Origin of the sequence: Marinifilum fragile, from assembly GCF_963677365.1 — a bacterium.
Lineage (GTDB): Bacteria > Bacteroidota > Bacteroidia > Bacteroidales > Marinifilaceae > Marinifilum > Marinifilum fragile.
The window spans coordinates 2,895,410-2,915,762 of record NZ_OY781962.1 but is presented as its reverse complement, the minus strand read 5'-3'; the positions used below and the strand labels follow the sequence as shown (position 1 = coordinate 2,915,762).

Here is a 20,353-nt window from a genome sequence, read left to right as displayed (position 1 = left end):
CGGTATGGATATTTCAGTTGTAGTTCCTTTGTTTAACGAGGATGAATCGATTCCCGAATTGGTAGCATGGATTGATAGAGTAATGACCCAAAATAATTTCAGTCATGAGATTATTTTGGTCGATGATGGAAGTAATGATACTTCGTGGGAGGTAATTGAGAAGTTACAGAAGAAATATTCGGCAGTACGTGGAATTAAATTTCGTAGAAATTACGGAAAATCGGCAGCGCTTTTTAGCGGGTTTGAATTAGCAAAAGGTGAGGTTGTGATTACCATGGATGCAGACTTGCAAGATTCTCCTGATGAAATTCCGGAATTGTATCGCATGATAAAGGAAGAAGATTTTGATTTGGTGTCGGGTTGGAAGCAAAAAAGATACGATCCAATTTCAAAAACCATTCCTAGTAAGTTTTTCAATAGAACAGCTCGTGCCATGTCGGGTATTAAATTGCACGATTTTAATTGTGGATTAAAAGCCTACAAGAACAAAGTGATTAAGAGTATAGAAGTGTATGGAGAAATGCACAGGTATATTCCAATTCTCGCTAAGCAAGCTGGTTTTGTTAGAATTACTGAGAAGGTTGTGCAACATCAGGAACGAAAATATGGAGTTACCAAATTTGGTTTGAATCGTTTCATTAATGGATTTCTTGACCTGTTATCAATAACCTTCATTAGTAAGTTTGGTAAAAAACCAATGCATTTTTTTGGTTTGTTGGGTACACTCATGTTTTTTGTTGGATTCTTTGCATCTGCTTGGATTGGATTCCAAAAAATCTATAGTATGAGCCAGGGAATTAAGGCACCCTTGGTAACCGATAGTCCTTATTTTTACATTGCATTGGCTACCATGATTATTGGTACTCAGTTGTTTTTGGCAGGTTTTGTTGCTGAACTGGTTAGTCGTAGTTCATCGGAAAGAAATACCTACCAAATCGAAAAAGAAATCTAAACGCAATTGTAAGTTATGAGTGTTGAGTTATGAATTTACACTCATAAAATTTATTGGTTGATAATTATAGCAAACGACTCATGATAAAAGGAGTTATAAGATTACTACTACAAATATTTCCTCGTCCGTTTTTAATTCGGCTCAGTTTATTAATTAATCGAATTATTGCTGTTTTTCTAATTGGAAATAAAGTTGAATGTCCGGTTTGTGGTGGTAAGTTTAGAAAGTTTTTACCATACGGATACACCAAAGAAACAGGAAGAGACAATTGTTTGTGTCCAAAATGTTTATCCTTGGAAAGGCACCGATTAATGTGGTTGTATCTTAAGAATGAGACAGATTTTTTTAACAGGAACTTAAAGGTTTTGCACATTGCTCCAGAGCAGTGTTTTTATAAAAGATTTAAAGCACAATCAAACCTGGACTATACCACAGGCGATTTGGAATCTCCAATTGCAGATGTTCATTTCGATGTGCAAGAAATTCCATTTGATGAGAATACATTCGATGTTGTTATCTGTAACCATGTGTTGGAACATGTAGAAAGCGACTCAAAAGCCATGAGCGAGTTGTATAGAATTCTAAAACCAAATGGATTTGCGATTCTTCAGGTGCCAATGGATACCGAGAATCCAAAAACAGAGGAGGATCCATCGATTACCAATCCAAAGGAGAGGGAGAGATTGTATCGCCAGAAGGACCATGTTAGATTGTATGGTTTAGATTATACAAATCGATTACAAAAAGCTGGTTTTACAGTTAAGGAAAGCAAATATTCCAAGAAATTTCCTTCCGATGTAGCGGAAAGATATCGATTACCTGTGAATGAAATTTTCTACTTCAATCAAAAATTATAGAATGCATTCTGATATTCAATTTTCAATTATAATTCCGGTGTACAATAGACCGGATGAAATGAAAGAATTACTTGATAGTCTGTCGGCTCAGACTTATAAAGAATTTGAGTTGGTCGTGGTTGAAGATGGTTCTTCGATAAAATCTGAGGAACTTTGTAAATCATACGCTGATAGAATTAATATCTCATACTATTACAAAGAAAATCAGGGTCCTAGTATTGGTCGAAATTATGGTTTGGCCAAAGCAAAAGGGAACTATTTCTTGTTTTTTGATTCAGATTGTATTCTGCCTGCTCATTATATGGAAACCATTCATAAAGAATTGACTGGAAATTTTGTTGATTGTTATGGTGGGCCCGATGGAGCCATGGATGATTTTTCTGATTTTCAGAAAGCAGTTTCCTATGCCATGACTTCTTTTTTTACTACTGGTGGAATAAGGGGAGGAAAGAAGCAGGTTCATAAATTTCATCCAAGAAGTTTTAATTTGGGATTTTCGAAAGCAGTGTACGAAAATACAGGAGGATTCCCTGTTACTACAATGCATCCTGGTGAAGATATGGTATTTGCCATAGAGGTTATTAAACGTGGCTTCGAAACCCGATTGGTAAGCGATGCTTACGTGTTTCACAAACGAAGAATCTCTTTTAAGAAATTCTACAAGCAGGTTTTTGGCTTTGGAAAAACTCGCTATATCATATCAAAACATTACCCCGAAACCTTTAAAATTTTCTTCTTGTTTCCATCTCTTTTTGTGTTGGGAACAATAGGAGCTTTGCTTTTAGGAGCAGCTGTGCATAGGTTTTTTGCCTTTCCGGTACTCTTGTACACTTTCCTTGTTTTTGCTGATGTATTGACTAAAACCAAATCGCTAAAAATTAGTATTAAAGCATTGGCGGCAAGCTATGTGCAGCTTTTTGCTTATGGCATTGGATTTATGGATGCTGTGTGGAAACACAAAGTGCTGGGCAAAGATGAATTTGGTGTGTTCGGGAAAGGGTTTTATGAAGAGTAAATCGTAATTCGAACCACGGTTTACTCAAAGAATTTTAAGAAATAGTCTTATCTAAATATTCGATAATCTCCTTTTCCTGATCAGGGTGGAACCATTGAATTTCATCATCTCTTCTAAACCAGGACAATTGCCGCTTAGCATATCTTCTGGAGTTACGTTTGATCAGTTCAATGGCTTTTTCTAAACTGATTTTATCTTCGAAATGTTCAAAGAGCTCTTTGTATCCAACTGTATTTAGAGAGTTATAGTGTCGGTATTCAAAAACCGATTTTGCCTCTTCAATTAAGCCTTCTTCAATCATGATATCTACTCTTCGATTAATTCTATCGTAAAGTTCTTCGCGATCGCGATTTAATCCAATTTTAATGATATCAAAGTCTCTTTGTTTTCTCGAATTGGTTCTCAATTCAGAATAAGGTTTTCCTGCCATCAGGCAAATTTCAACAGCATGGATAACTCTTTTGGCATTCTTTAAATCCACTTGATTGTAAAATACAGGATCGAGTTGTTTCAATTGCATTCGCATATACTCCAATCCCTCTTTTTCATACTTTTCAAAAACTTCTTTTCTTAGTTCTGGATCAATTGTTGGAATTTCATCAATGCCATTGCATACTGCATCGATATACATCATACTACCTCCAACCAATAAAACCTGATCTTTTTCTTGGAGAAGATCTTCAAGCAAAGCCAATGTTTGTTTTTCACACTCCCATGAGCTGAAATAATCATGTATGGAATGAGTATGAATAAAATGATGTTTAACAGCCGCTAGTTGCTCAGGTTCAGGAACTGCTGTGCCAATACGCATTTCGCGATATACTTGTCTGCTATCGGATGAAGAGATTTCGGTGTTAAAATGCTTGGCAATATTGATGCTTAAATCAGTTTTACCTACTCCGGTTGGGCCAAGTATAACAATTAACGTTTTTGGCATAGCGTATAAAAATGAGAATTGGTGTATTGAGTATCAACCAACAAATAATGAGTAAAGTCTTTGATATCAAACCGCAAGACATTACTCATTATTCATTGAAAATTATTCATTGATTAAAGGATGTCTTCGTAATCATCAAGGTTTTCAAATTCAGGACCCTCGTTAAAATCATCATCAAAATCAGCAAGGTAATCATCGGCTGTTTTTGGTGCTACTTTTTTAGCGCCAGTATCCATGCTTCCTAAATCCAAGCCAGCAAAATTTTCAGCATCCATCATTATTTGTTGTGGCGCTTCTCCTTTGCTAACAATGCACTTAGGGTAATCAGAAGTTGATTTTGCAATTCCTTTTTCGATTAATTCAACATTGAAATATCTGTCAGAGAAAAAGTCAAATACGTAAATTAAGTCAGAATTTTCTTTTGATGAGAATTCACGAATCATTGCAACGTCCATCGCAACAACATTCATGTTGTCATCTTCTTCGGTATTCATTTCAAATAATGCAATTTCCAAACCTCTTTGTCCATCTGCACCTATTTGGTAAAACGAGGCCATCTGAGAACTATCATATCCAACGGATTCTTGAATTGCATTGTGCATATCCAACCATGTTTGTTCATGTCCAATCTCTATCTCTCTCTCGAAATCATCAACCTCAGAAGATGTTATTTTAAATCTGTATATCATTGTGTAAGTTCTCTTATAAATTTGTTAAAAATTGCATTGTATCTACATTGTCAGCGTAGTCCCATAATTGAGGTTCCTGAGCTTTTCCAAAAGGAATGGCATCATCTAAATCCGAAGCAACAATACATTGAATCAACTCAGAATCAAGCTTTAATTTTTGTTCGATATCTTGAAGTTCGGAATAATATTCAAAGTAAACAACCCCTACAGGCGATCCAATTTCTGTATTCTCTTGTAGTAACAAAAATCCATTGTCGTAATGTTGAATTTTATTCATTAACAGCAGTGATCGTTGGTAATCGTAGTTGTTAGCGTATTTGCTGTGATCGATGATGTGTTTATAATCTTCCCAATGTTTAAGTAAGTTGGTAATATCGTAATCCTTAGGGATATAAAGTTTTGATACATTTCTGCATCCTAAACCAAAATACAGGAAGATATCATTGCCTAGTGCTTTAATTTCTTCCTCGGTTTCATTGCCTGATATTACCGCAACAGAGTTTCTGTTTCTTCTAATAATATTAGGGTATTTCGAGAAATAAGTGTCAAAGTATCTGGCCGAATTGTTACTTCCGGTTGCTATAATTGCATCGAAGCTGGTTTCACCACTTAGTTGTCCGGATTGAAAATGGATAAGATTTTCGAATTCTGGATTCAAGTTAATCAATAGTTTCGCAATGAAATCAAGCAATTGATTGTCTTTGGCAGACAATTTTCCAATAAAGGTATGACCTGAGATTAATACTGAAAGCATATCGTGAAAACCAACCATTGGAATATTTCCTGCCATAATTATAGCAACATTTTTATTGGTGTTGTTTTCTGAAACCTGGTATTTTTTGAGCCATTGGTTTAAGTTCTCTTCTGTTAAGAATTGACAAATACCATTTATTGAAGCTCGAACATGATTAGGAGTGAACCATAAGTTTTCGTTTGAAACCCTGTTTAGTAATTCCTTAAATTCTTCAAAGTATTGAGCGTTTAACTCGTGCTTTGTTATTTGTATTTCTTCCTTTGAAAATTGCTTTAAGAACTTACCTAGTTCAACAAATGCACTAATTCTTTCCTGAATCTTCATATTGATATTTGTAGCTTACAGGACCTTTATTGGTCTATTTTTGAATCGATGCAAATATAAGAATTGTATGGAATTATTTAATATTCTTTTATGTAGGAAAAGGAGGAGATTAACTCTGGGAAATCAATTTAATGATGTAGTTGGAAAGTATTAGAGTAATACTTAAAAAGAAGGATGATTTTAGTGTTACAGCAGTTAGTTTTGAATTGAATTTTAGATGAATAAAGAAGAGAAGGATAGTTATAATGATCGGAATTAGTGCTGGATAGGTATGAATAGATTCCCAGATGTTGCCTTTTAACAATTCTATTAAAGCAGATTGAAATCCGCAGCCTGGACAACAAACTCCCCAATGTTTTTGAAACGTACAAGGAATTTGTAATTTCTCAAGCCATTGAATAAATTCTTGCCACATATTTTGTTATGCTATTTTAAAAAGTTGCTTATTTTGGTATAAAACCAATTGATTACTTACAAGTAAAGGGTTTGGTAGGCAATAAATCGGTATTAGGCCTGCAATTTAATTAAACTACAAGGAAGAAAAAAGCCGATGCTTTTGCACCGGCTTTGTCAATTATATTGAGATTTAATTATTGATCTCTTCTTTGGTATAGAGCATCTTCCATATCCATTTCGTCGAACTGCATGTATTTATATACTTCAGCTTCGTGTTCCTGGATTTTCTCTTTGTACATTTCCAGATACTCAGCTGGAGTTGGTAGTTTACCCATTACTGAAACAACAGCACCAAGTTCAGCAGATCCCAGGTAAACCTGAGCTCCTGTACCCATACGGTTGTTAAAGTTACGAGTAGAAGTAGAGTATACAGTTGAATTATCTGGTACTCTCAACTGGTTACCCATACAAAGCGAACAACCTGGAGTTTCAACACGAACACCTAACTGAGAGAAAGTTGAGAAAGTAGCTTCTTCTTTCAATACAGCAGCATCCATACGTGTTGGAGGTGCCATGTAAGTTCTTACTTTATCAGATGGAGTTGATCCTTTCCAAACTTTTTCACAAGCACGGAAGTGACCAATGTTAGTCATACATGAACCGATGAATACATCCTGAATTTCGGTATTTGCAACTTCAGAAAGTAATTTTACATCATCCGGATCGTTCGGACAACACAAGATTGGCTCAGTAATTTCAGCAAGATCAATTTCGATTGTAGCAGCATATTCTGCATTTTCATCTCTTTCGATCAATGTTGGATTTGCCAACCACTCGTTACAAGCATCAATTCGGTTTTGGATTGTTTGTGCATCTTCGTAACCCATTTTGATCATTGATTCCATCAAGGCAACGTTAGATTTTACATACTCTACAACACGTTCTTCTGATAACTTAATACAACCAGCAGCAGCAGAACGCTCAGCAGTAGCATCAGTTAACTCGAATGCTTGCTCAACAGTAATGTCTTCAAGACCTTCCATCTCGATAATCTTACCATTGAAAATGTTGATTTTATTTTTCTTAGGAACAGTTAATTGTCCGTTCTTTATTGCGAAATATGGAATAGCATTTACCACATCACGTAAAGTGATACCTGGGTTTAGCTTACCTTTGAATTTAACCAATACTGATTCTGGCATATCTAGTGGCATGAATCCTAATGCACCAGCAAAAGCAACCAAACCAGAACCTGCAGGGAATGAAATACCCAATGGGAAACGAGTGTGAGAGTCACCACCTGTACCAACAGTATCAGGAACCAATAAGCGGTTCAACCATGAGTGAATTACACCATCACCTTGTTTCAATGGTACACCTTTACGATCTGCCATAAATTTAGGCATGCTTTTGTGCATTGCCACGTCAGTTGCTTTTGGATAAGCAGCAGTGTGACAGAACGACTGCATAAACATTGGAGCTTCGAACTTCAAACAAGCCAATTCTTTGATCTCGTCGCGAGTCATAGGACCTGTAGTATCCTGAGAACCTACAGTTGTCATTTTTGGTGCACATGACGTTCCTGGCAATACACCTTCAACACCACAAGCTTTACCCACAATTTTCTGAGCCATTGTATAACCTTGGTTAGGTTTTGGCTGAGGGTTGTTGGCTACCTTAAAAATATCAGTAGCAGGCATTCCTAATAAAGCACGAGATTTTTCAGTTAATGCTTTACCAATAATCAAAGGAATACGACCTCCTGCTCTGTACTCATCAGTTAGAGTATCTGGAGTTAAAGTATAAGTACAAACTACCTCGCCATCACGAGTAATTTCACCTTTTACATTGTTAATGATAATTTCATCACCAGTATTTAATACAGAAACATCGGTTGTGATTGGTAATCCACCTGAATCCTGAGTAGTGTTGTAAAAAATTGGAGCAATAGCACCACCAATTACTACACCTGCTGTGCGTTTGTTTGGAACACATGGAATATCTTCACCAATGTGCCATAACAATGAGTTGGCAGCTGATTTACGTGAAGAACCTGTACCTACAACATCACCTACAAAAGCAACTTTGTGACCTTCTTTTCTCCATCCAGCGATAGTTTCGATACCATCCTCGAAACGACCAGCTCCCATAGCCAAAGCATGCAAGGGAATATCAGGACGAGTAAATGCTTGTGAAGCAGGAGAGAAGTCATCAGTGTTGATTTCTCCTTCTACTTTGTAAACTTTTAATTTGATTTCTTCTGGTAACTCTTCACGAGAAGTAAACCATTCTGCATTTGCCCAAGATTCGATTACGCTTTTGGCAGCAACATTGGTTTTAGATAGCTCAGCTATAGTTTCGAAAGCATCGTAAACAAGAATAATGCCTTTAAGCGCTTCAGCAGCATCCATAGCTAACTCTTCGTTTTGCAATGCTTCTACCAATACCTGAACATTGTAACCACCCATCATTGTTCCAAGAATTTCAATCGCTTTTTTCTTGTCGATTAATGGAGTTGATACTTCGTTTTTAAGAATTTGACCTAAGAATTCAGCTTTAACTTTAGTTGAGTCGTCAACACCAGGTGCAATTCTTTCAGTAAAAAGGTGAAGTAAAAAATCTTCTTTTCCTTGAATAGGATTTTGTAACAAAGCACATAAATCTTGAGTCTGCTCAGCATTCAAGGGTAAGGCTGGAATTCCTTTGGCATTCCTTGCCTCTTCATGTTTTAGGTATTGTTCTAACATTTTCTTTTTGAAATTGTTGTTTAAGTGTAATATCAGTTTTTATAATAGCGAATTATTTCTCTAAATACAGAGCAAACATATGGTTTTTCTGATTACGTGATTCGAAGAATTATGTGTTTTATATCATATATGTTCAAAAAAAAAGACCCCGAAAATCGGAGTCTTTTAATCTTATATTTTGTATGGATTATTTTACAGAATCCATGTATTCGATCAATTCGCATACTTTAGTAGAGTAACCCATTTCGTTATCGTACCAAGATACAACTTTAACGAAAGTTGGAGATAACTGAATACCTGCACCTGCATCGAAGATAGAAGTTCTTGAATCACCAATGAAGTCGTTAGATACAACAGCATCTTCAGTGTATCCTAATACTCCTGCTAATTCACCTTCTGAAGCTTCTTTCATTGCAGCACAAATAGCTTCGTAAGTAGTTTCTTTTTCTAAACGAACAGTTAAGTCAACTACAGATACATCTGGAGTTGGAACACGGAATGACATACCAGTCAATTTACCGTTCAAAGCAGGAATTACTTTACCTACAGCTTTTGCAGCACCAGTTGATGAAGGGATGATGTTTTGACCAGCACCACGTCCACCTCTCCAGTCTTTAGCAGAAGGACCGTCAACAGTTTTTTGAGTAGCAGTAGTTGCGTGAACAGTAGTCATTAGACCTTCGATAATTCCGAATTTGTCGTTCAATACTTTTGCAACAGGAGCTAAACAGTTAGTAGTACAAGAAGCGTTAGAAACGAAAGTCATGTCGTTAGTGTATTCTTTGTTGTTAACACCCATAACGAACATTGGAGTATCATCTTTTGATGGAGCAGACATTACTACTTTCTTAGCACCAGCATCGATGTGACCTTGAGCAGTTTCTTTAGTTAAGAAAAGACCAGTAGATTCAACAACGTACTCAGCTTCAACAGCACCCCAGTTAATATCAGCAGGATTTCTTTCAGCAGTAACACGAACTACGTTTCCATTAACAATTAGCTGACCATCTTTAACTTCAACTTCACCGTTGAATTTACCGTGAGTAGAATCATATTTCAACATGTAAGCCATGTAATCTACATCGATAAGGTCGTTAATTCCAACTACTTCGATGTTTCCTTTAGCGATAGCCTGACGGAATACGAAACGTCCGATACGGCCAAATCCATTGATACCAATTTTAATCTTTGACATTGTGTATAAATTTTAATTTATAAACCCTTTGTTTCTCAATGGCAAAAGTATGTATTTTAAAAATATTTTGTATAGAAAAATTGAAAAAAAAACAAGATATTTTTATTGATGATTTCATGTTTAATAAACACTAAATCAGCAAGATGAATTCGATTAAAACGATTGCAATTGCATTTCATAAGCAAAAAAAAATCTCATTTTAATGAGATTTTTTCTTAGGACTAAGCCTTTTTTAGCGTATTGTTTGTATCAGCTTTGGTATATGCAGGACATTTTTTGTCAACAGCACACGAACTGGCAAATAATCCTAAAAGAAATATAACAGCTATGGCATAAAGTGTTTTTTTCATAGGTAATAAATTTATGATTGAGACTAATTTTAAAAATTTTGGAAAAGATATAAAAAAAGTTCTAATTGTGGTTAATTATAATCTTATGCTTGTAATTTCGTTGTGTTAAAATTTTGTCTACTAACAAGCCTACTATATAATTTGGAGTGTTTTATAAATATGAAAAAAGTAATCCTTCTAGGAATTTTATTCTTTGCAGGATGGCTTACTGTATTATCGCAGGATAAAGTTCAATTGGATGTGGTTGTAGAGTATAATTCTGCTTCTATTGCAAAGTCACTTAGCCGGATTCAAGGAAAATACCCAAATGTAGATGCAGCTTTAAGCAAATTAGAGCGTAAAATACAAAAGGCAAGACAAACTGGATATTTAGAAGCAAATTTAGATTCCTTGGTTTCAAAAAACGATAAGTTATTAGCTTACATTCATATTGGAGATAGGTACTTCATAAATCGTATCTCTCACAGAGGAATTAATCAAAAAGATTCCATGAACTTTTCCTTTAGGTTGGATGGTAAGAAAAGAATTCAGCTAAGTGAGATAGAAAAATTTCAGCAAAATATTATTGAGACATATAATAATAAAGGGTATCCTTTTGCTAAAATTTATAATGATAGTTTAAGAATAAACAAGTCTGGATTAGAAGGATTCTGGAATTTGGATAAAGGGAAGTTCGTGGTTTGGGACAGTATAAAGCTAAAAGGAAAGCTTAAAGTGCGAAAAGAGTTTATGATGAAATACCTTGATATTATCCCCAATACTCCTTTTAGCGAAAGGACCTTAAATAAAGTATCTGCCCGGATTAACAACTTGAGCTTTAGTAGAGAAATCAAGCCTTCAGAGGCCGAGTTTGTAAAAAATAAAGCTGTGCTTTACACATATTTGGACCGGGAAGCATCAAATCGGTTTGATGGAATTCTGGGTTTGCAGTCAGATAAGAATGATAAAGAAAGTTTGACGGTAACCGGGGAAATCAATTTGCTTTTGAATAATGCATTTCGAATTGGGGAAGAAATAAAATTGAGTTGGAAAAAAATAGATACTAAAAGTCAAGATCTCGCTCTTGGTTTTATGCATCCGTACCTAGTAGGTAAAATAGGGTTTGATTTTGATTTTAATTTGTTTAAACAGGATACCACATACCTTTCAGCTAATTTAAATTTAGGTTTAAAGCTTTTTCAAAAGGGGAATCGTCATGTGAAATTGTATTATGAATATCATTCTTCTTCGCTAATATCTACTTCACATTTAAGTGGAATTACAGTATTGCCTGATTATGCTGATGTAAAAACACACATGGGAGGAGTGGGTTTTAACTACTCAAATTTGGATTATCCTTTTAATCCGAAACGAGGTTGGCAGTTCAATGGATCAATAGGACTAGGCTCGCATAAGATTAAGAAAAACAGAAATATTCCGGATAATTTATATGATGGAATTGATTTGAGTGGCTCGCTACTAAAGATCAATTTGAAGGGAGAGGTTAATTTTCCGATAAGCCACAAAATTAGTTATAGGATAAAGAATCAATCTGGTGTGTTAACAGCTGATAACTTGTTTGGAAATGATTTGTTTAAAATTGGCGGTCTCAATAGTTTGAGAGGATTTGATGAGGCTGCGTTCAAAGTATCGAAGTATTCTATTGTAAGCAATGAATTGAGATTTATTCCGGAAAGAAATACGAGTTTTTATTTGTTTACAGACTTGGCTTACTATAAAAGTGAGATCTTAAAAAATAGTACAGAGGATTATCCTGTTGGAGTGGGATTTGGTTTAAGTTTTGCTACCAAAGCAGGAATATTTAGTTTAAATTATGCTTTGGGGAAACAAGAAAATCAGAGCTTTGATTTGAGAAACGCTAAAATTCATTTTGGTTTTATAAGCCGATTTTAAAAGAAAAGACCGGGAAAACTCGTTTTCTCGGCCTTTGTAAACATCAAACTTCAAATTATTAGTCGCGATTCTTATCAGTACTTTGATTTTTTTAATCGTTAGGTCAAAACTATCAATAATGTTTTAATTTCGCATACGTTTGAAATAAGTTTTAAAACATGGTGCAAACGTTTTAAAAAAATATATATTTGCATTAAAATAAAGCTTATACTGTATTGTTTTCTCTTGTATAACAGTGGATTAATTCTCTTTCTGAATAAAATTATTAAGCTTTTCCCCTTAATTGTACAAAAATTACATAAACAACAATAATAGCAATTGCTGTAATTGCAGAAGCAATTAATGTTGGTAATGTGCTGTTCGTAAAACTGTTGATTGCCAAAATAATTAATATTGCAGTAGGAACACCCAGTAAGAGAGAATTTGTAAGCAATTGAAAATTTGACTTGTTGGTTTTATCCAAAATCGTTTCTATGAATTCTGTATCAAGCTGGAAATTCTCTATTGCTTTCGAAAAGGCATTTAATTCTTCATTGTAATAGTGGTCTTCTACTCTAGTTCTAAAAAATCCAGATGTGGTGAATTTATAATTAGCATAGATATTATAATCTAGCCTTTCCTTTTTAATGATTTCAATATTAACCGTTGTTCTCCATTTGGTGGGATTAAGAGAAGTCATATTCCCCCAAATACTACCTCGTTTAAAAGTCATACCACGTACATCAGCATCAATTAATTCATAACCTCTTACTTCGTAAAATTTTATAATATCTGACACCAATAATTTTTTATTTCTCTTGATATTGAATCCTATAAGTTTTTGCATGACTTGTGTGTGATATATTCAAATTTATTAAAATTTTGGTCTGAGGCCAAAATTGATTTAAAAACTAGTGAATGGTAATAGAATATTAAGCTGTCCTGAAGAGTTGGTTTTTGATTTTATCTTGAAAGCTGTAACTTGTCTTAAGAAAAGAACTAAACTTTTGAAATTATTGTGTTATGAAGGCAATTGTGAGTGGTGCTTCAGGATTTACCGGTGAAAAATTACTAAAACGTATTTTGGCGGATCAAGATTATACGAAAGTTTATGCTTTGGTAAGAAAGGAATTGCCTTTGAACCACCCTAAGTTGGAACAAATTGTAATCAACTTCGAATCTTTCACTTCAGAACAAATTCCTTCTGAAATTGATGTGGCATTTTGTTGTATTGGAACAACAATAAGAAAAGCTCAAACAAAAGAAAATTTCAGAATAATCGATTACGAATACATCACAAAGTTTGCTAAGGTTTGTGAAGAAAAGGAGATTAGAAATTTCCATTTGATTAGTGCAATAGGCGCTAGTCCGAAATCTTATTTTTTCTATCAAAGAGTTAAAGGTGAAGCCGAATGCTTTATCAATTCACTGGAATTTGAATCGGTAACCATTTACAGACCTTCGGTAATTTATGGAGGAAGGAAAGAATTCCGGCTGTTCGAAAGCTTTGCTGCCTGGATCAGCCGAAATTTCAAGTTTTTATTTATCGGAAAAATGAATCGAATTCTTGCCGTTACAGGCGATCAACTAGCCAAAACCATTCATGTAAAATCAAAACAGTTTATTCCGGGTCGTTGGGTTATCGAATCCGAAGAAATTTCTGAAACCTATTAGTTACGAACAACATCTCTAGCCGAGGCTTGAGCTGTTGGCATGATAAGAATATCGTTAATGTTCACATGAGCAGGACGAGTTGCAATAAATTCCACAGTATCCGCAATGTCTTCTGCGTATAATGGTGTAAACCCGTTGTAAACCTGATCCGCTTGGTCTTTATCTCCTTTGAATCGAACAATGGAGAATTCAGTTTCAACCATGCCCGGAGCCACTGATGAAACTTTAATGTTATGAGGAAGCATATCTATTCTCATACCTTTGGTCAAGGCATCCGCTGCATGTTTTGTGGCGCAATAAACATTTCCTCCAGGATATACTTCTTTACCAGCAATTGAGGTAACATTTATAATATGACCTTGTTTTCTTTCTATCATCAAAGGACTAACAGCTCTTGTAATATAAAGTAAGCCTTTAATGTTAGTGTCAATCATTCTTTCCCAATCATCAACAATACCATCTTGTAATGCCGAAACGCCAACAGCTAAACCAGCATTGTTTATCAAAAGGTCAATCTTCTTCCATTGTTCAGGTAAGTTGTTGATTTTTTCGAAAACCTCGTCTTGCTGTCTTACATCCAAAACCAATTTATAGATATTACATTGATGTTCTTTCAGAATTTCTTCTTCCAATCGAATTAAATTTTGTTCTCTTCTTCCCGAAATAATTAGGTCGTATCCAACTCTTGCCATTTTTTTAGCACAGGCTTCACCAATGCCTGCTGTAGCGCCTGTTATAAAAGCTATTTTAGTCATTTTGTATTTGTGATATTAATTTTGTTTTGTTGTTAAGATTGTAATTTACAATCAATCTTTTCTTGGAGATGTAAAGGTAAAAACTAAGGCGATAATTCGTGTTCCTATCTTATTTTTTTTAAATTTAAAATATTCATCACCAATAAGCTTGCACCATGGAAAAACACGATGTATCAGTTCAGGTTGCCGAAGATCTTGGCATAGGTAAAGAATCATACGATAATATTGTAGAGAGTTTAGGTCGAAATCCTAATCTGTTGGAACTGCAGATTTATTCTGTTATGTGGTCAGAGAACTTATCTTACAAAAGTTCGGCTTCATGGATATCCTCTTTGCCAAATAAAGGGGATAATGTTATTGCAGGAGCAAAAGAATCGAGTGCAGGCGTTGTTGATTTAGGAAATGGCGAGTGTTGTGTATTCAAAATGGGAACGCATAATCATCCTTCTGGTATTGATCCATATCAGGGAGCTGCTACATGTGTTGGTGATGTGTGCAGAGATATTGTTTCCCTTGGAGCCAAACCGCAGATTATTCTAAATTCATTACGATTTGGTGATTCTACTTTGGATAGAACAAAATGGCTGATGGACGAAATCATTAAGGGAATTAATGACTATTCGAATGTTCTTTATATAGAAGATATTGGAAGTGAGATTTTCTATAACTCATCATACGATACAAACCCTATCGTGAATGTAATGGTGGCTGGAATTGTTTCCAAAGATAAACTTCTTTTTAATAGAAAAATGGAAGCAGGTCAAGTGTTGTTCATAGTTGGGAATCCTACAGGAGCGGAAGGAGTTTTTGGGCAAAACGAGAGTTTTACAATTCCCAAAGGGAATCCAGATCTCGGTAGTTCGTTAACCGATGCCATACTGAAACTCAACGAGCAAGATGCACTGATAAGAGTAGAGAATATGGATTTGGCAGGTATTATTAATTCATGTTCGGTTGTAAGTGCTCATGCCGATACAGGAATTGATATCGATTTAAATAAAATACCTTTAAGTCAGAATGGAATTAGCATTGAGGACGTGCTGTTGTCAAGAACCCAAGAGCGATTCTTGTTGGTTGCTGATAAGAAAAATACAAACCTAATTACAAGAACATTTGAAGATTACAATATTGTTTGTGAGGAGATTGGAGAATTAACAAGTAATAAATACATAAGACTTTTTGAGAGTTCTAAAATAGTAGCCGAAGTCATTGGAAAGGATTTGGTAATGGGATTCGGAGCTCCACAAACCGATCGTAAATTTCACGACCTTATTCAGACAGACTCTATAGATTATCTTGAAACAATTCCAGAACCGGATAATTACTGGAAAGTGATCAATAAAATGGTGAATAATCCGAATTTGGTAATTAAAGAACACCTACAGCGAAATATTGAAGAAGCGATAGACAATTCACCATCTGATGCTCAAATCACATTTTTGGGAGACCATAAGAAAGCCGTTTGTTTTACTGTTTCTGGCAATTCGGTGTATTCTTTCAATAATGCTTACATAGGAGCACAAATTAATATTGCACGTGCTGCCAGAAGGATAGTTTGTTCAGGAGGTAAACCTTTAGCAATAAATGATTGCTTGAATTTTGGAAGCCCACTTGAAGAGAATGTATATTCTCAATTTGTAGCCACCATAAAAGGAATTGCAAAAGCAAGTTCATATTTCGACACTCCTGTGGTAGGTGGAAATGTAAGCTTTTACAACGAAAGTTCTGTTTTAGGAAAACGAAAACCCATTAATCCTACACCAGTTATTGCTATGATGGGAACATTGCCAAGTAAGAAGAATCATATGTCTTATATTTTTAGAAACAAAGGCGAAATGATTTTCTTAATTGGTAAATCCAGAAATGACATATCGGGCTCAGAATATTTATGCTCTTACCACCAAAAATGCCAGGTGGGAATTCCGTACTTCAATATTGAAGATGAAATAGCAATTCATAAAACGATAGCCAAATTAATAGAGGCTAAGTTAATTTGTTCGGCTCACAGTGTTGAACGTGGAGGTTTGTTCTTTAACCTAATTGAATCATCTATGCCGTTAGGTTTAGGTTTTGATATCACTTCGCCAGCCGAGGTTCGTATGGATGCATTCTTGTTTGGCGAAGCTCAGGGAAGAGTTGTGGTTTCAGTATCAATGGAAAATGAAGACGAATTTGTAGACATGATGATGGAAAGCGGCTTGCCATTTTCAACTTTAGGACATGTCACAAAAGGTGAATTAAGAATTGATGATATTTCTTACGGTTATATCGAGGAATACAAGAAAATTTATATGAAAAATAATATTATCGGATAGATAATTGCTGAAAATATTAAGATGATAGATAACAAAGAATCAGATAATGGTTCTTTGTTTTTCATTCACTATATTTGTGCGATCGTAAATAGTTAACGATCGCATTGTTTTTGAAATCTATAAGATCTATTTAATAGATTTCCTACTATTAATTTGAAAAGAAAGTTCGTGGTAAATCCATATAAAGATTTAGATAAAGGGAAAAAGGCACAAGTTGCCCTGATGTTCAATAATATTGCAAAGAAATATGATTTTTTGAATCATATTTTGTCAATGGGAATTGATAAGTTGTGGAGAAAGAAGGCGGTAAAATTATTGAAACCTTTGGAACCCAAAATGGTTTTGGATATTGCTACAGGGACTGGCGACTTTGCTTTGGCAAATCTTAAGCTTAATCCCGATAAGGTTGTAGGAATAGATATTTCTACCGAGATGTTGGCTGTAGGGAGAGAAAAAATTGAAAAGAAAAACTTATCACATAAAATTGAATTATTGGAAGGTGATTCTGAAAATATTCAGTTCGAGGATAACACTTTTGATGCAATAACGGTGGCCTTTGGTGTTAGAAATTTTGAAAACCTTGAAAAAGGATTGTCAGAAATGAATCGTGTGGTTCGACCTGGAGGTAAAGTTGTGGTTCTTGAATTTTCAAAGCCAAGAAGATTTCCAATTAAACAGATCTATAATTTTTACTTTTTCAGGATTCTTCCATTCTGGGGAAGAATGGTGTCAAAAGATGCTTCGGCATATACTTATTTGCCAGAATCGGTTGATGCTTTCCCGGATGGTGACGAGTTCCTAAAGATTTATGAAGATTGTGGATTTACTGAAACAAAACAGATAAAATTAAGTTTTGGGATAGCTTCTATATACATTGGAACTAAACCCATGCAATAAATTTATATTTTAGGGGTTATTACTAAAAATAAACGATCAAGATTGAAACGATTACTATTAATACTGCTCTGTCTGTCCTTTTTTTCTTCTGCTTTTTCGCAAAGTAGATATAAGCCTGAAAGCATACTGAATTATCAGAAAGTTGATCAGAAATGGTTGCACTTTGGTTTTACATTGGCCGTAAATAATATGGACTTTGCCATATACAATTCAGGATTAACAGATGCCAGAGCTGAGCAGGTTGTTTTTTCTCCTGGATTTTCGGTAGGTATTGTTTCCGATTTGCGTTTGCATGAGAATTGGTCTTTAAGATTTTTGCCAGGGCTGGAGTTTGGCGAACGAACCATTAAATATTCCAATTTGCCACAAGAAGATGTGAAGGTTGAATCGGTTTTGGTGAACCTTCCTTTATTGCTTAAATATCGTGCAAAGCGATTGAATAACTATCGACCATATTTAATTGGAGGAGCCAGTTACAAGATTGATGTACAATCGCAAGATGCGCTTGACCCTGAAAATAACATGCTGATTCGTTTAAACACTACTGATGTTTATTTGGAATTGGGTGCTGGTATCGATTTTTATTTGCCATACTTTAAGTTGGCTACAGAGTTGAAATTTGCAATAGGTTTACGCGATATCATCAATCATAGCTATGATATTGAGAATCCCGGTTATGAAGCATATACATCTGCAATTCGTGGAATGAACTCTAAAATAGTTACATTGTCCTTTCATTTCGAGTAATTTTTTACTCTTGCACTTTTTTACCATTTCACCTTTTTACTTTTTTACATGATTACTGAAATTGATATTGTTCTGAATCCCAAACAAGCTTCTGATGAATCTTTTTATAAGCCTATTTTGGCACAGAAACTGGAGGTTAAGGTTGGTAGGATTAATGGAATTCAAATTCTAAGAAAATCTATTGATGCCCGAAGAAGAGATATCAAGATAAATATGAAGTTTCGTGTTGCGGTTGATGAAAAACTTCCCGTGGCAAAGGAACTGATATTTGATTATCCGAATGTGAGGGATAAGAAAAAAGTAATTGTTGTGGGGGCAGGTCCTGCAGGTTTATTTGCAGCTTTACGATTGGTAGAGCTTGGATATTGCCCTATTGTTTTGGAGCGAGGAAAAAGTGTTGAAGATCGAAAAAAGGACTTGGGGCAGTTGCACAGAACCCGAAATGTAGACCCAGATTCAAACTATTCTTTTGGAGAGGGTGGTGCCGGAACTTTCTCGGATGGCAAGTTGTACACCAGATCTAAAAAGCGAGGAAATCTACAGAAGATTTTGAATGTGCTTCATTTTCATGGTGCTCAGGATGAAATTTTGTACGAGGCTCATCCGCATATTGGAACTGATGTTTTGCCTAGGGTAATTGTAAATATCCGTAAGAGTATTATTGCTGCAGGTGGAGAAGTGCATTTTTCATGTAAGGTGATCGATTATTTATTGGATGCCAATAAAATTATTGGAGTGTTAACTCAAGATGGGAATACATTTAAGGGAGAAGCAGTGATTTTGGCAACAGGTCATTCGGCTCGTGATGTATACCGAAAGTTAAATGAATCTGACATCGATATTGAGGCAAAATCTTTTGCAATGGGTGTTCGTATCGAACATCCACAGGACTTAATTGACCAAATTCAATATCACAACCCAAACGGAAGAGGAAAGTATTTACCAGCGGCCAGTTACAGTTTTGTACAGCAGGTTGAAGGACGTGGCGTGTATTCCTTCTGTATGTGTCCGGGTGGAGTAATTGTTCCGGCGGCAACAGGCGAAAATCAGCAAGTGGTAAACGGAATGTCATCCTCAGGAAGAAATACTGCCTTTGCCAATTCGGGAATGGCTGTTGAAATTCGCACCGAAGATTTATCGGAATATGAGAAATTCGGTCCCTTGGCGGGATTGCACTTTCAAGAAGATTTGGAGGCTCAAGCATTTGTTGAAGGAGGTGAGAACCTTACAGCGCCAGCCCAGCGAATGAAAGATTTTGTAGAAGGAAGAAAAAGCGAAAGCCTCCCAAAAACCTCCTATCATCCCGGAGTTGTGTCATCCGAAATGCACAAATGGTTACCTAAACATATTGCTTACCGATTACAGGAAGGATTTAAGGCATTTGGCAGAAAATCGAAAGGATTTCTGACCAATAAAGCCGTAATCTTAGGTGTGGAGTCACGTACATCTTCGCCGGTAAGAATACCAAGAGATCGTGAAACTTTTCAGCATACCAAAATCGAAGGACTATTCCCTTGTGGAGAAGGTGCTGGTTATGCCGGTGGAATTGTTTCGGCTGCTATGGATGGCGAACAATGTGCCGAAGCTTTTGATAGATATTATATCAAGGAATAATTAGCTTTTGCACATGGATTTTGCCAACTCCAGCCATCGAGAGCTTATTGCCAACGGAAATTTCTACTTTTTACTTGTCGAGAGCATATTGTTATTGAAAAATTGAGTATCCTGTTCGTCGAGAGCATTTTTGCCAATGGATTTTAACAACTTTTTCTGTCGAGAGCATTTTGTCAACAGGATTTTGATATTTTTTTCCGTTGAGGGCGTTTTGTCAAGATAATTTTGATTTTTCGATTCACGAAGGGCACTTTGTTAATGTT

At 35.5% G+C, this 20,353-nt stretch carries 18 protein-coding genes; 9 read left to right on the top strand and 9 right to left on the bottom strand.

Translation table 11 applies throughout. The features are described 5' to 3' along the window. Window positions 1-4 precede the first annotated feature (4 nt). The 3 genes from ACKPCA_RS11615 to ACKPCA_RS11605 all read left to right on the top strand — a co-directional run bounded on the left by ACKPCA_RS11615 (window position 5) and on the right by ACKPCA_RS11605 (window position 2,824). Window positions 5-952, top strand: a complete 948-nt coding sequence (locus tag ACKPCA_RS11615) for a glycosyltransferase family 2 protein (RefSeq protein ID WP_321279251.1) — start codon at window positions 5-7, stop codon at window positions 950-952. Window positions 953-1,032: 80 nt separating this feature from the next. Beyond that, window positions 1,033-1,809 carry a class I SAM-dependent methyltransferase gene (locus tag ACKPCA_RS11610; protein WP_321279250.1) on the top strand — a complete coding sequence of 259 codons (777 nt, stop codon included), beginning with the start codon at window positions 1,033-1,035 and terminating at the stop codon, window positions 1,807-1,809. Window positions 1,810-1,867: 58 nt separating this feature from the next. Further along, window positions 1,868-2,824 (top strand): glycosyltransferase, encoded by a 957-nt coding sequence (locus tag ACKPCA_RS11605; protein WP_321279249.1) that lies wholly within the window; start codon window positions 1,868-1,870, stop codon window positions 2,822-2,824. Between the two features lie 34 nt (window positions 2,825-2,858). On the opposite strand, the gene miaA is transcribed toward ACKPCA_RS11605, so the two are convergent. The 7 genes from miaA to ACKPCA_RS11570 all read right to left on the bottom strand — a co-directional run bounded on the left by miaA (window position 2,859) and on the right by ACKPCA_RS11570 (window position 10,216). Continuing rightward, window positions 2,859-3,761, bottom strand: coding sequence for a tRNA (adenosine(37)-N6)-dimethylallyltransferase MiaA (gene miaA / locus ACKPCA_RS11600; RefSeq protein WP_321279248.1), 903 nt, complete (start codon window positions 3,759-3,761; stop codon window positions 2,859-2,861). A 113-nt stretch (window positions 3,762-3,874) separates the two neighbouring features. Further along, the gene (locus ACKPCA_RS11595; protein ID WP_321279247.1) at window positions 3,875-4,450 is read right to left on the bottom strand and encodes an IS1096 element passenger TnpR family protein; all 576 of its coding nucleotides are present in this window, start codon (window positions 4,448-4,450) and stop codon (window positions 3,875-3,877) included. Between the two features lie 13 nt (window positions 4,451-4,463). Continuing rightward, window positions 4,464-5,528, bottom strand: coding sequence for an acyl-CoA reductase (locus tag ACKPCA_RS11590; protein ID WP_321279246.1), 1,065 nt, complete (start codon window positions 5,526-5,528; stop codon window positions 4,464-4,466). 109 nt (window positions 5,529-5,637) lie between these two features. Then, complete coding sequence (locus tag ACKPCA_RS11585) at window positions 5,638-5,943, bottom strand: DUF2752 domain-containing protein (protein WP_407660165.1); 306 nt, start codon at window positions 5,941-5,943, stop codon at window positions 5,638-5,640. Window positions 5,944-6,118: 175 nt separating this feature from the next. After that, window positions 6,119-8,671 carry a bifunctional aconitate hydratase 2/2-methylisocitrate dehydratase gene (locus ACKPCA_RS11580; RefSeq protein ID WP_321279245.1) on the bottom strand — a complete coding sequence of 851 codons (2,553 nt, stop codon included), beginning with the start codon at window positions 8,669-8,671 and terminating at the stop codon, window positions 6,119-6,121. Window positions 8,672-8,858: 187 nt separating this feature from the next. Continuing rightward, window positions 8,859-9,866: a type I glyceraldehyde-3-phosphate dehydrogenase gene (gene gap / locus ACKPCA_RS11575; protein ID WP_054716107.1), complete on the bottom strand. Its 1,008-nt coding sequence runs from the start codon at window positions 9,864-9,866 to the stop codon at window positions 8,859-8,861. A gap of 221 nt (window positions 9,867-10,087) precedes the next feature. Then, window positions 10,088-10,216 carry a hypothetical protein gene (locus ACKPCA_RS11570; RefSeq protein WP_321279244.1) on the bottom strand — a complete coding sequence of 43 codons (129 nt, stop codon included), beginning with the start codon at window positions 10,214-10,216 and terminating at the stop codon, window positions 10,088-10,090. 159 nt (window positions 10,217-10,375) lie between these two features. Between ACKPCA_RS11570 and ACKPCA_RS11565 the strand changes: the two genes are divergently transcribed. Next, entirely contained in the window at window positions 10,376-12,109 is a 1,734-nt protein-coding gene (locus ACKPCA_RS11565; RefSeq protein WP_321279243.1) for a BamA/TamA family outer membrane protein, read from the top strand. A gap of 265 nt (window positions 12,110-12,374) precedes the next feature. Here ACKPCA_RS11565 and ACKPCA_RS11560 read toward each other — a convergent pair whose 3' ends face one another. After that, complete coding sequence (locus ACKPCA_RS11560; protein ID WP_321279242.1) at window positions 12,375-12,935, bottom strand: hypothetical protein; 561 nt, start codon at window positions 12,933-12,935, stop codon at window positions 12,375-12,377. 176 nt (window positions 12,936-13,111) lie between these two features. Between ACKPCA_RS11560 and ACKPCA_RS11555 the strand changes: the two genes are divergently transcribed. Next, a complete protein-coding gene (locus ACKPCA_RS11555; RefSeq protein WP_321279241.1) occupies window positions 13,112-13,762 on the top strand; it encodes an NAD(P)H-binding protein in 651 nt (216 codons plus the stop codon). Here the strand turns inward: ACKPCA_RS11555 and ACKPCA_RS11550 are convergent. Then, the gene (locus ACKPCA_RS11550) at window positions 13,759-14,517 is read right to left on the bottom strand and encodes an SDR family NAD(P)-dependent oxidoreductase (RefSeq protein ID WP_321279240.1); all 759 of its coding nucleotides are present in this window, start codon (window positions 14,515-14,517) and stop codon (window positions 13,759-13,761) included. The two genes, ACKPCA_RS11555 and ACKPCA_RS11550, sit on opposite strands and share 4 nt — an antisense overlap. Before the next feature lie 155 nt (window positions 14,518-14,672). On the opposite strand from ACKPCA_RS11550, the gene purL reads away from it, so the two are divergent. The 4 genes from purL to ACKPCA_RS11530 all read left to right on the top strand — a co-directional run bounded on the left by purL (window position 14,673) and on the right by ACKPCA_RS11530 (window position 20,090). Continuing rightward, on the top strand, window positions 14,673-16,832 hold the full coding sequence (gene purL / locus ACKPCA_RS11545) for a phosphoribosylformylglycinamidine synthase subunit PurL (RefSeq protein ID WP_321279239.1): 2,160 nt from the start codon (window positions 14,673-14,675) through the stop codon (window positions 16,830-16,832). 153 nt (window positions 16,833-16,985) lie between these two features. Continuing rightward, window positions 16,986-17,729 (top strand): bifunctional demethylmenaquinone methyltransferase/2-methoxy-6-polyprenyl-1,4-benzoquinol methylase UbiE, encoded by a 744-nt coding sequence (gene ubiE, locus ACKPCA_RS11540; protein ID WP_321279238.1) that lies wholly within the window; start codon window positions 16,986-16,988, stop codon window positions 17,727-17,729. Between the two features lie 42 nt (window positions 17,730-17,771). Then, entirely contained in the window at window positions 17,772-18,476 is a 705-nt protein-coding gene (gene porT / locus ACKPCA_RS11535; protein WP_054716125.1) for a type IX secretion/gliding motility protein PorT/SprT, read from the top strand. Between the two features lie 48 nt (window positions 18,477-18,524). After that, window positions 18,525-20,090 (top strand): NAD(P)/FAD-dependent oxidoreductase, encoded by a 1,566-nt coding sequence (locus tag ACKPCA_RS11530; protein WP_321279237.1) that lies wholly within the window; start codon window positions 18,525-18,527, stop codon window positions 20,088-20,090. The last annotated feature ends 263 nt before the right edge of the window (window positions 20,091-20,353 follow it).

What these genes read in the sequence shown, in the direction of transcription:
- ACKPCA_RS11595 (WP_321279247.1), bottom strand. Translation starts at nt 4,450, where the DNA reads ATGATATACAGATTTAAAATAACATCTTCTGAGGTTGATGATTTCGAG.
- miaA (WP_321279248.1), bottom strand. Translation starts at nt 3,761, where the DNA reads ATGCCAAAAACGTTAATTGTTATACTTGGCCCAACCGGAGTAGGTAAA.
- gap (WP_054716107.1), bottom strand. Translation starts at nt 9,866, where the DNA reads ATGTCAAAGATTAAAATTGGTATCAATGGATTTGGCCGTATCGGACGT.
- ACKPCA_RS11605 (WP_321279249.1), top strand. Translation starts at nt 1,868, where the DNA reads ATGAAAGAATTACTTGATAGTCTGTCGGCTCAGACTTATAAAGAATTT.
- ACKPCA_RS11555 (WP_321279241.1), top strand. Translation starts at nt 13,112, where the DNA reads ATGAAGGCAATTGTGAGTGGTGCTTCAGGATTTACCGGTGAAAAATTA.
- ACKPCA_RS11530 (WP_321279237.1), top strand. Translation starts at nt 18,525, where the DNA reads ATGATTACTGAAATTGATATTGTTCTGAATCCCAAACAAGCTTCTGAT.
- ACKPCA_RS11615 (WP_321279251.1), top strand. Translation starts at nt 5, where the DNA reads ATGGATATTTCAGTTGTAGTTCCTTTGTTTAACGAGGATGAATCGATT.
- purL (WP_321279239.1), top strand. Translation starts at nt 14,673, where the DNA reads ATGGAAAAACACGATGTATCAGTTCAGGTTGCCGAAGATCTTGGCATA.
- ACKPCA_RS11585 (WP_407660165.1), bottom strand. Translation starts at nt 5,943, where the DNA reads ATGTGGCAAGAATTTATTCAATGGCTTGAGAAATTACAAATTCCTTGT.
- ACKPCA_RS11590 (WP_321279246.1), bottom strand. Translation starts at nt 5,528, where the DNA reads ATGAAGATTCAGGAAAGAATTAGTGCATTTGTTGAACTAGGTAAGTTC.
- ACKPCA_RS11565 (WP_321279243.1), top strand. Translation starts at nt 10,376, where the DNA reads ATGAAAAAAGTAATCCTTCTAGGAATTTTATTCTTTGCAGGATGGCTT.
- ACKPCA_RS11560 (WP_321279242.1), bottom strand. Translation starts at nt 12,935, where the DNA reads ATGCAAAAACTTATAGGATTCAATATCAAGAGAAATAAAAAATTATTG.
- ACKPCA_RS11610 (WP_321279250.1), top strand. Translation starts at nt 1,033, where the DNA reads ATGATAAAAGGAGTTATAAGATTACTACTACAAATATTTCCTCGTCCG.
- ACKPCA_RS11580 (WP_321279245.1), bottom strand. Translation starts at nt 8,671, where the DNA reads ATGTTAGAACAATACCTAAAACATGAAGAGGCAAGGAATGCCAAAGGA.
- ACKPCA_RS11570 (WP_321279244.1), bottom strand. Translation starts at nt 10,216, where the DNA reads ATGAAAAAAACACTTTATGCCATAGCTGTTATATTTCTTTTAGGATTA.
- ACKPCA_RS11550 (WP_321279240.1), bottom strand. Translation starts at nt 14,517, where the DNA reads ATGACTAAAATAGCTTTTATAACAGGCGCTACAGCAGGCATTGGTGAA.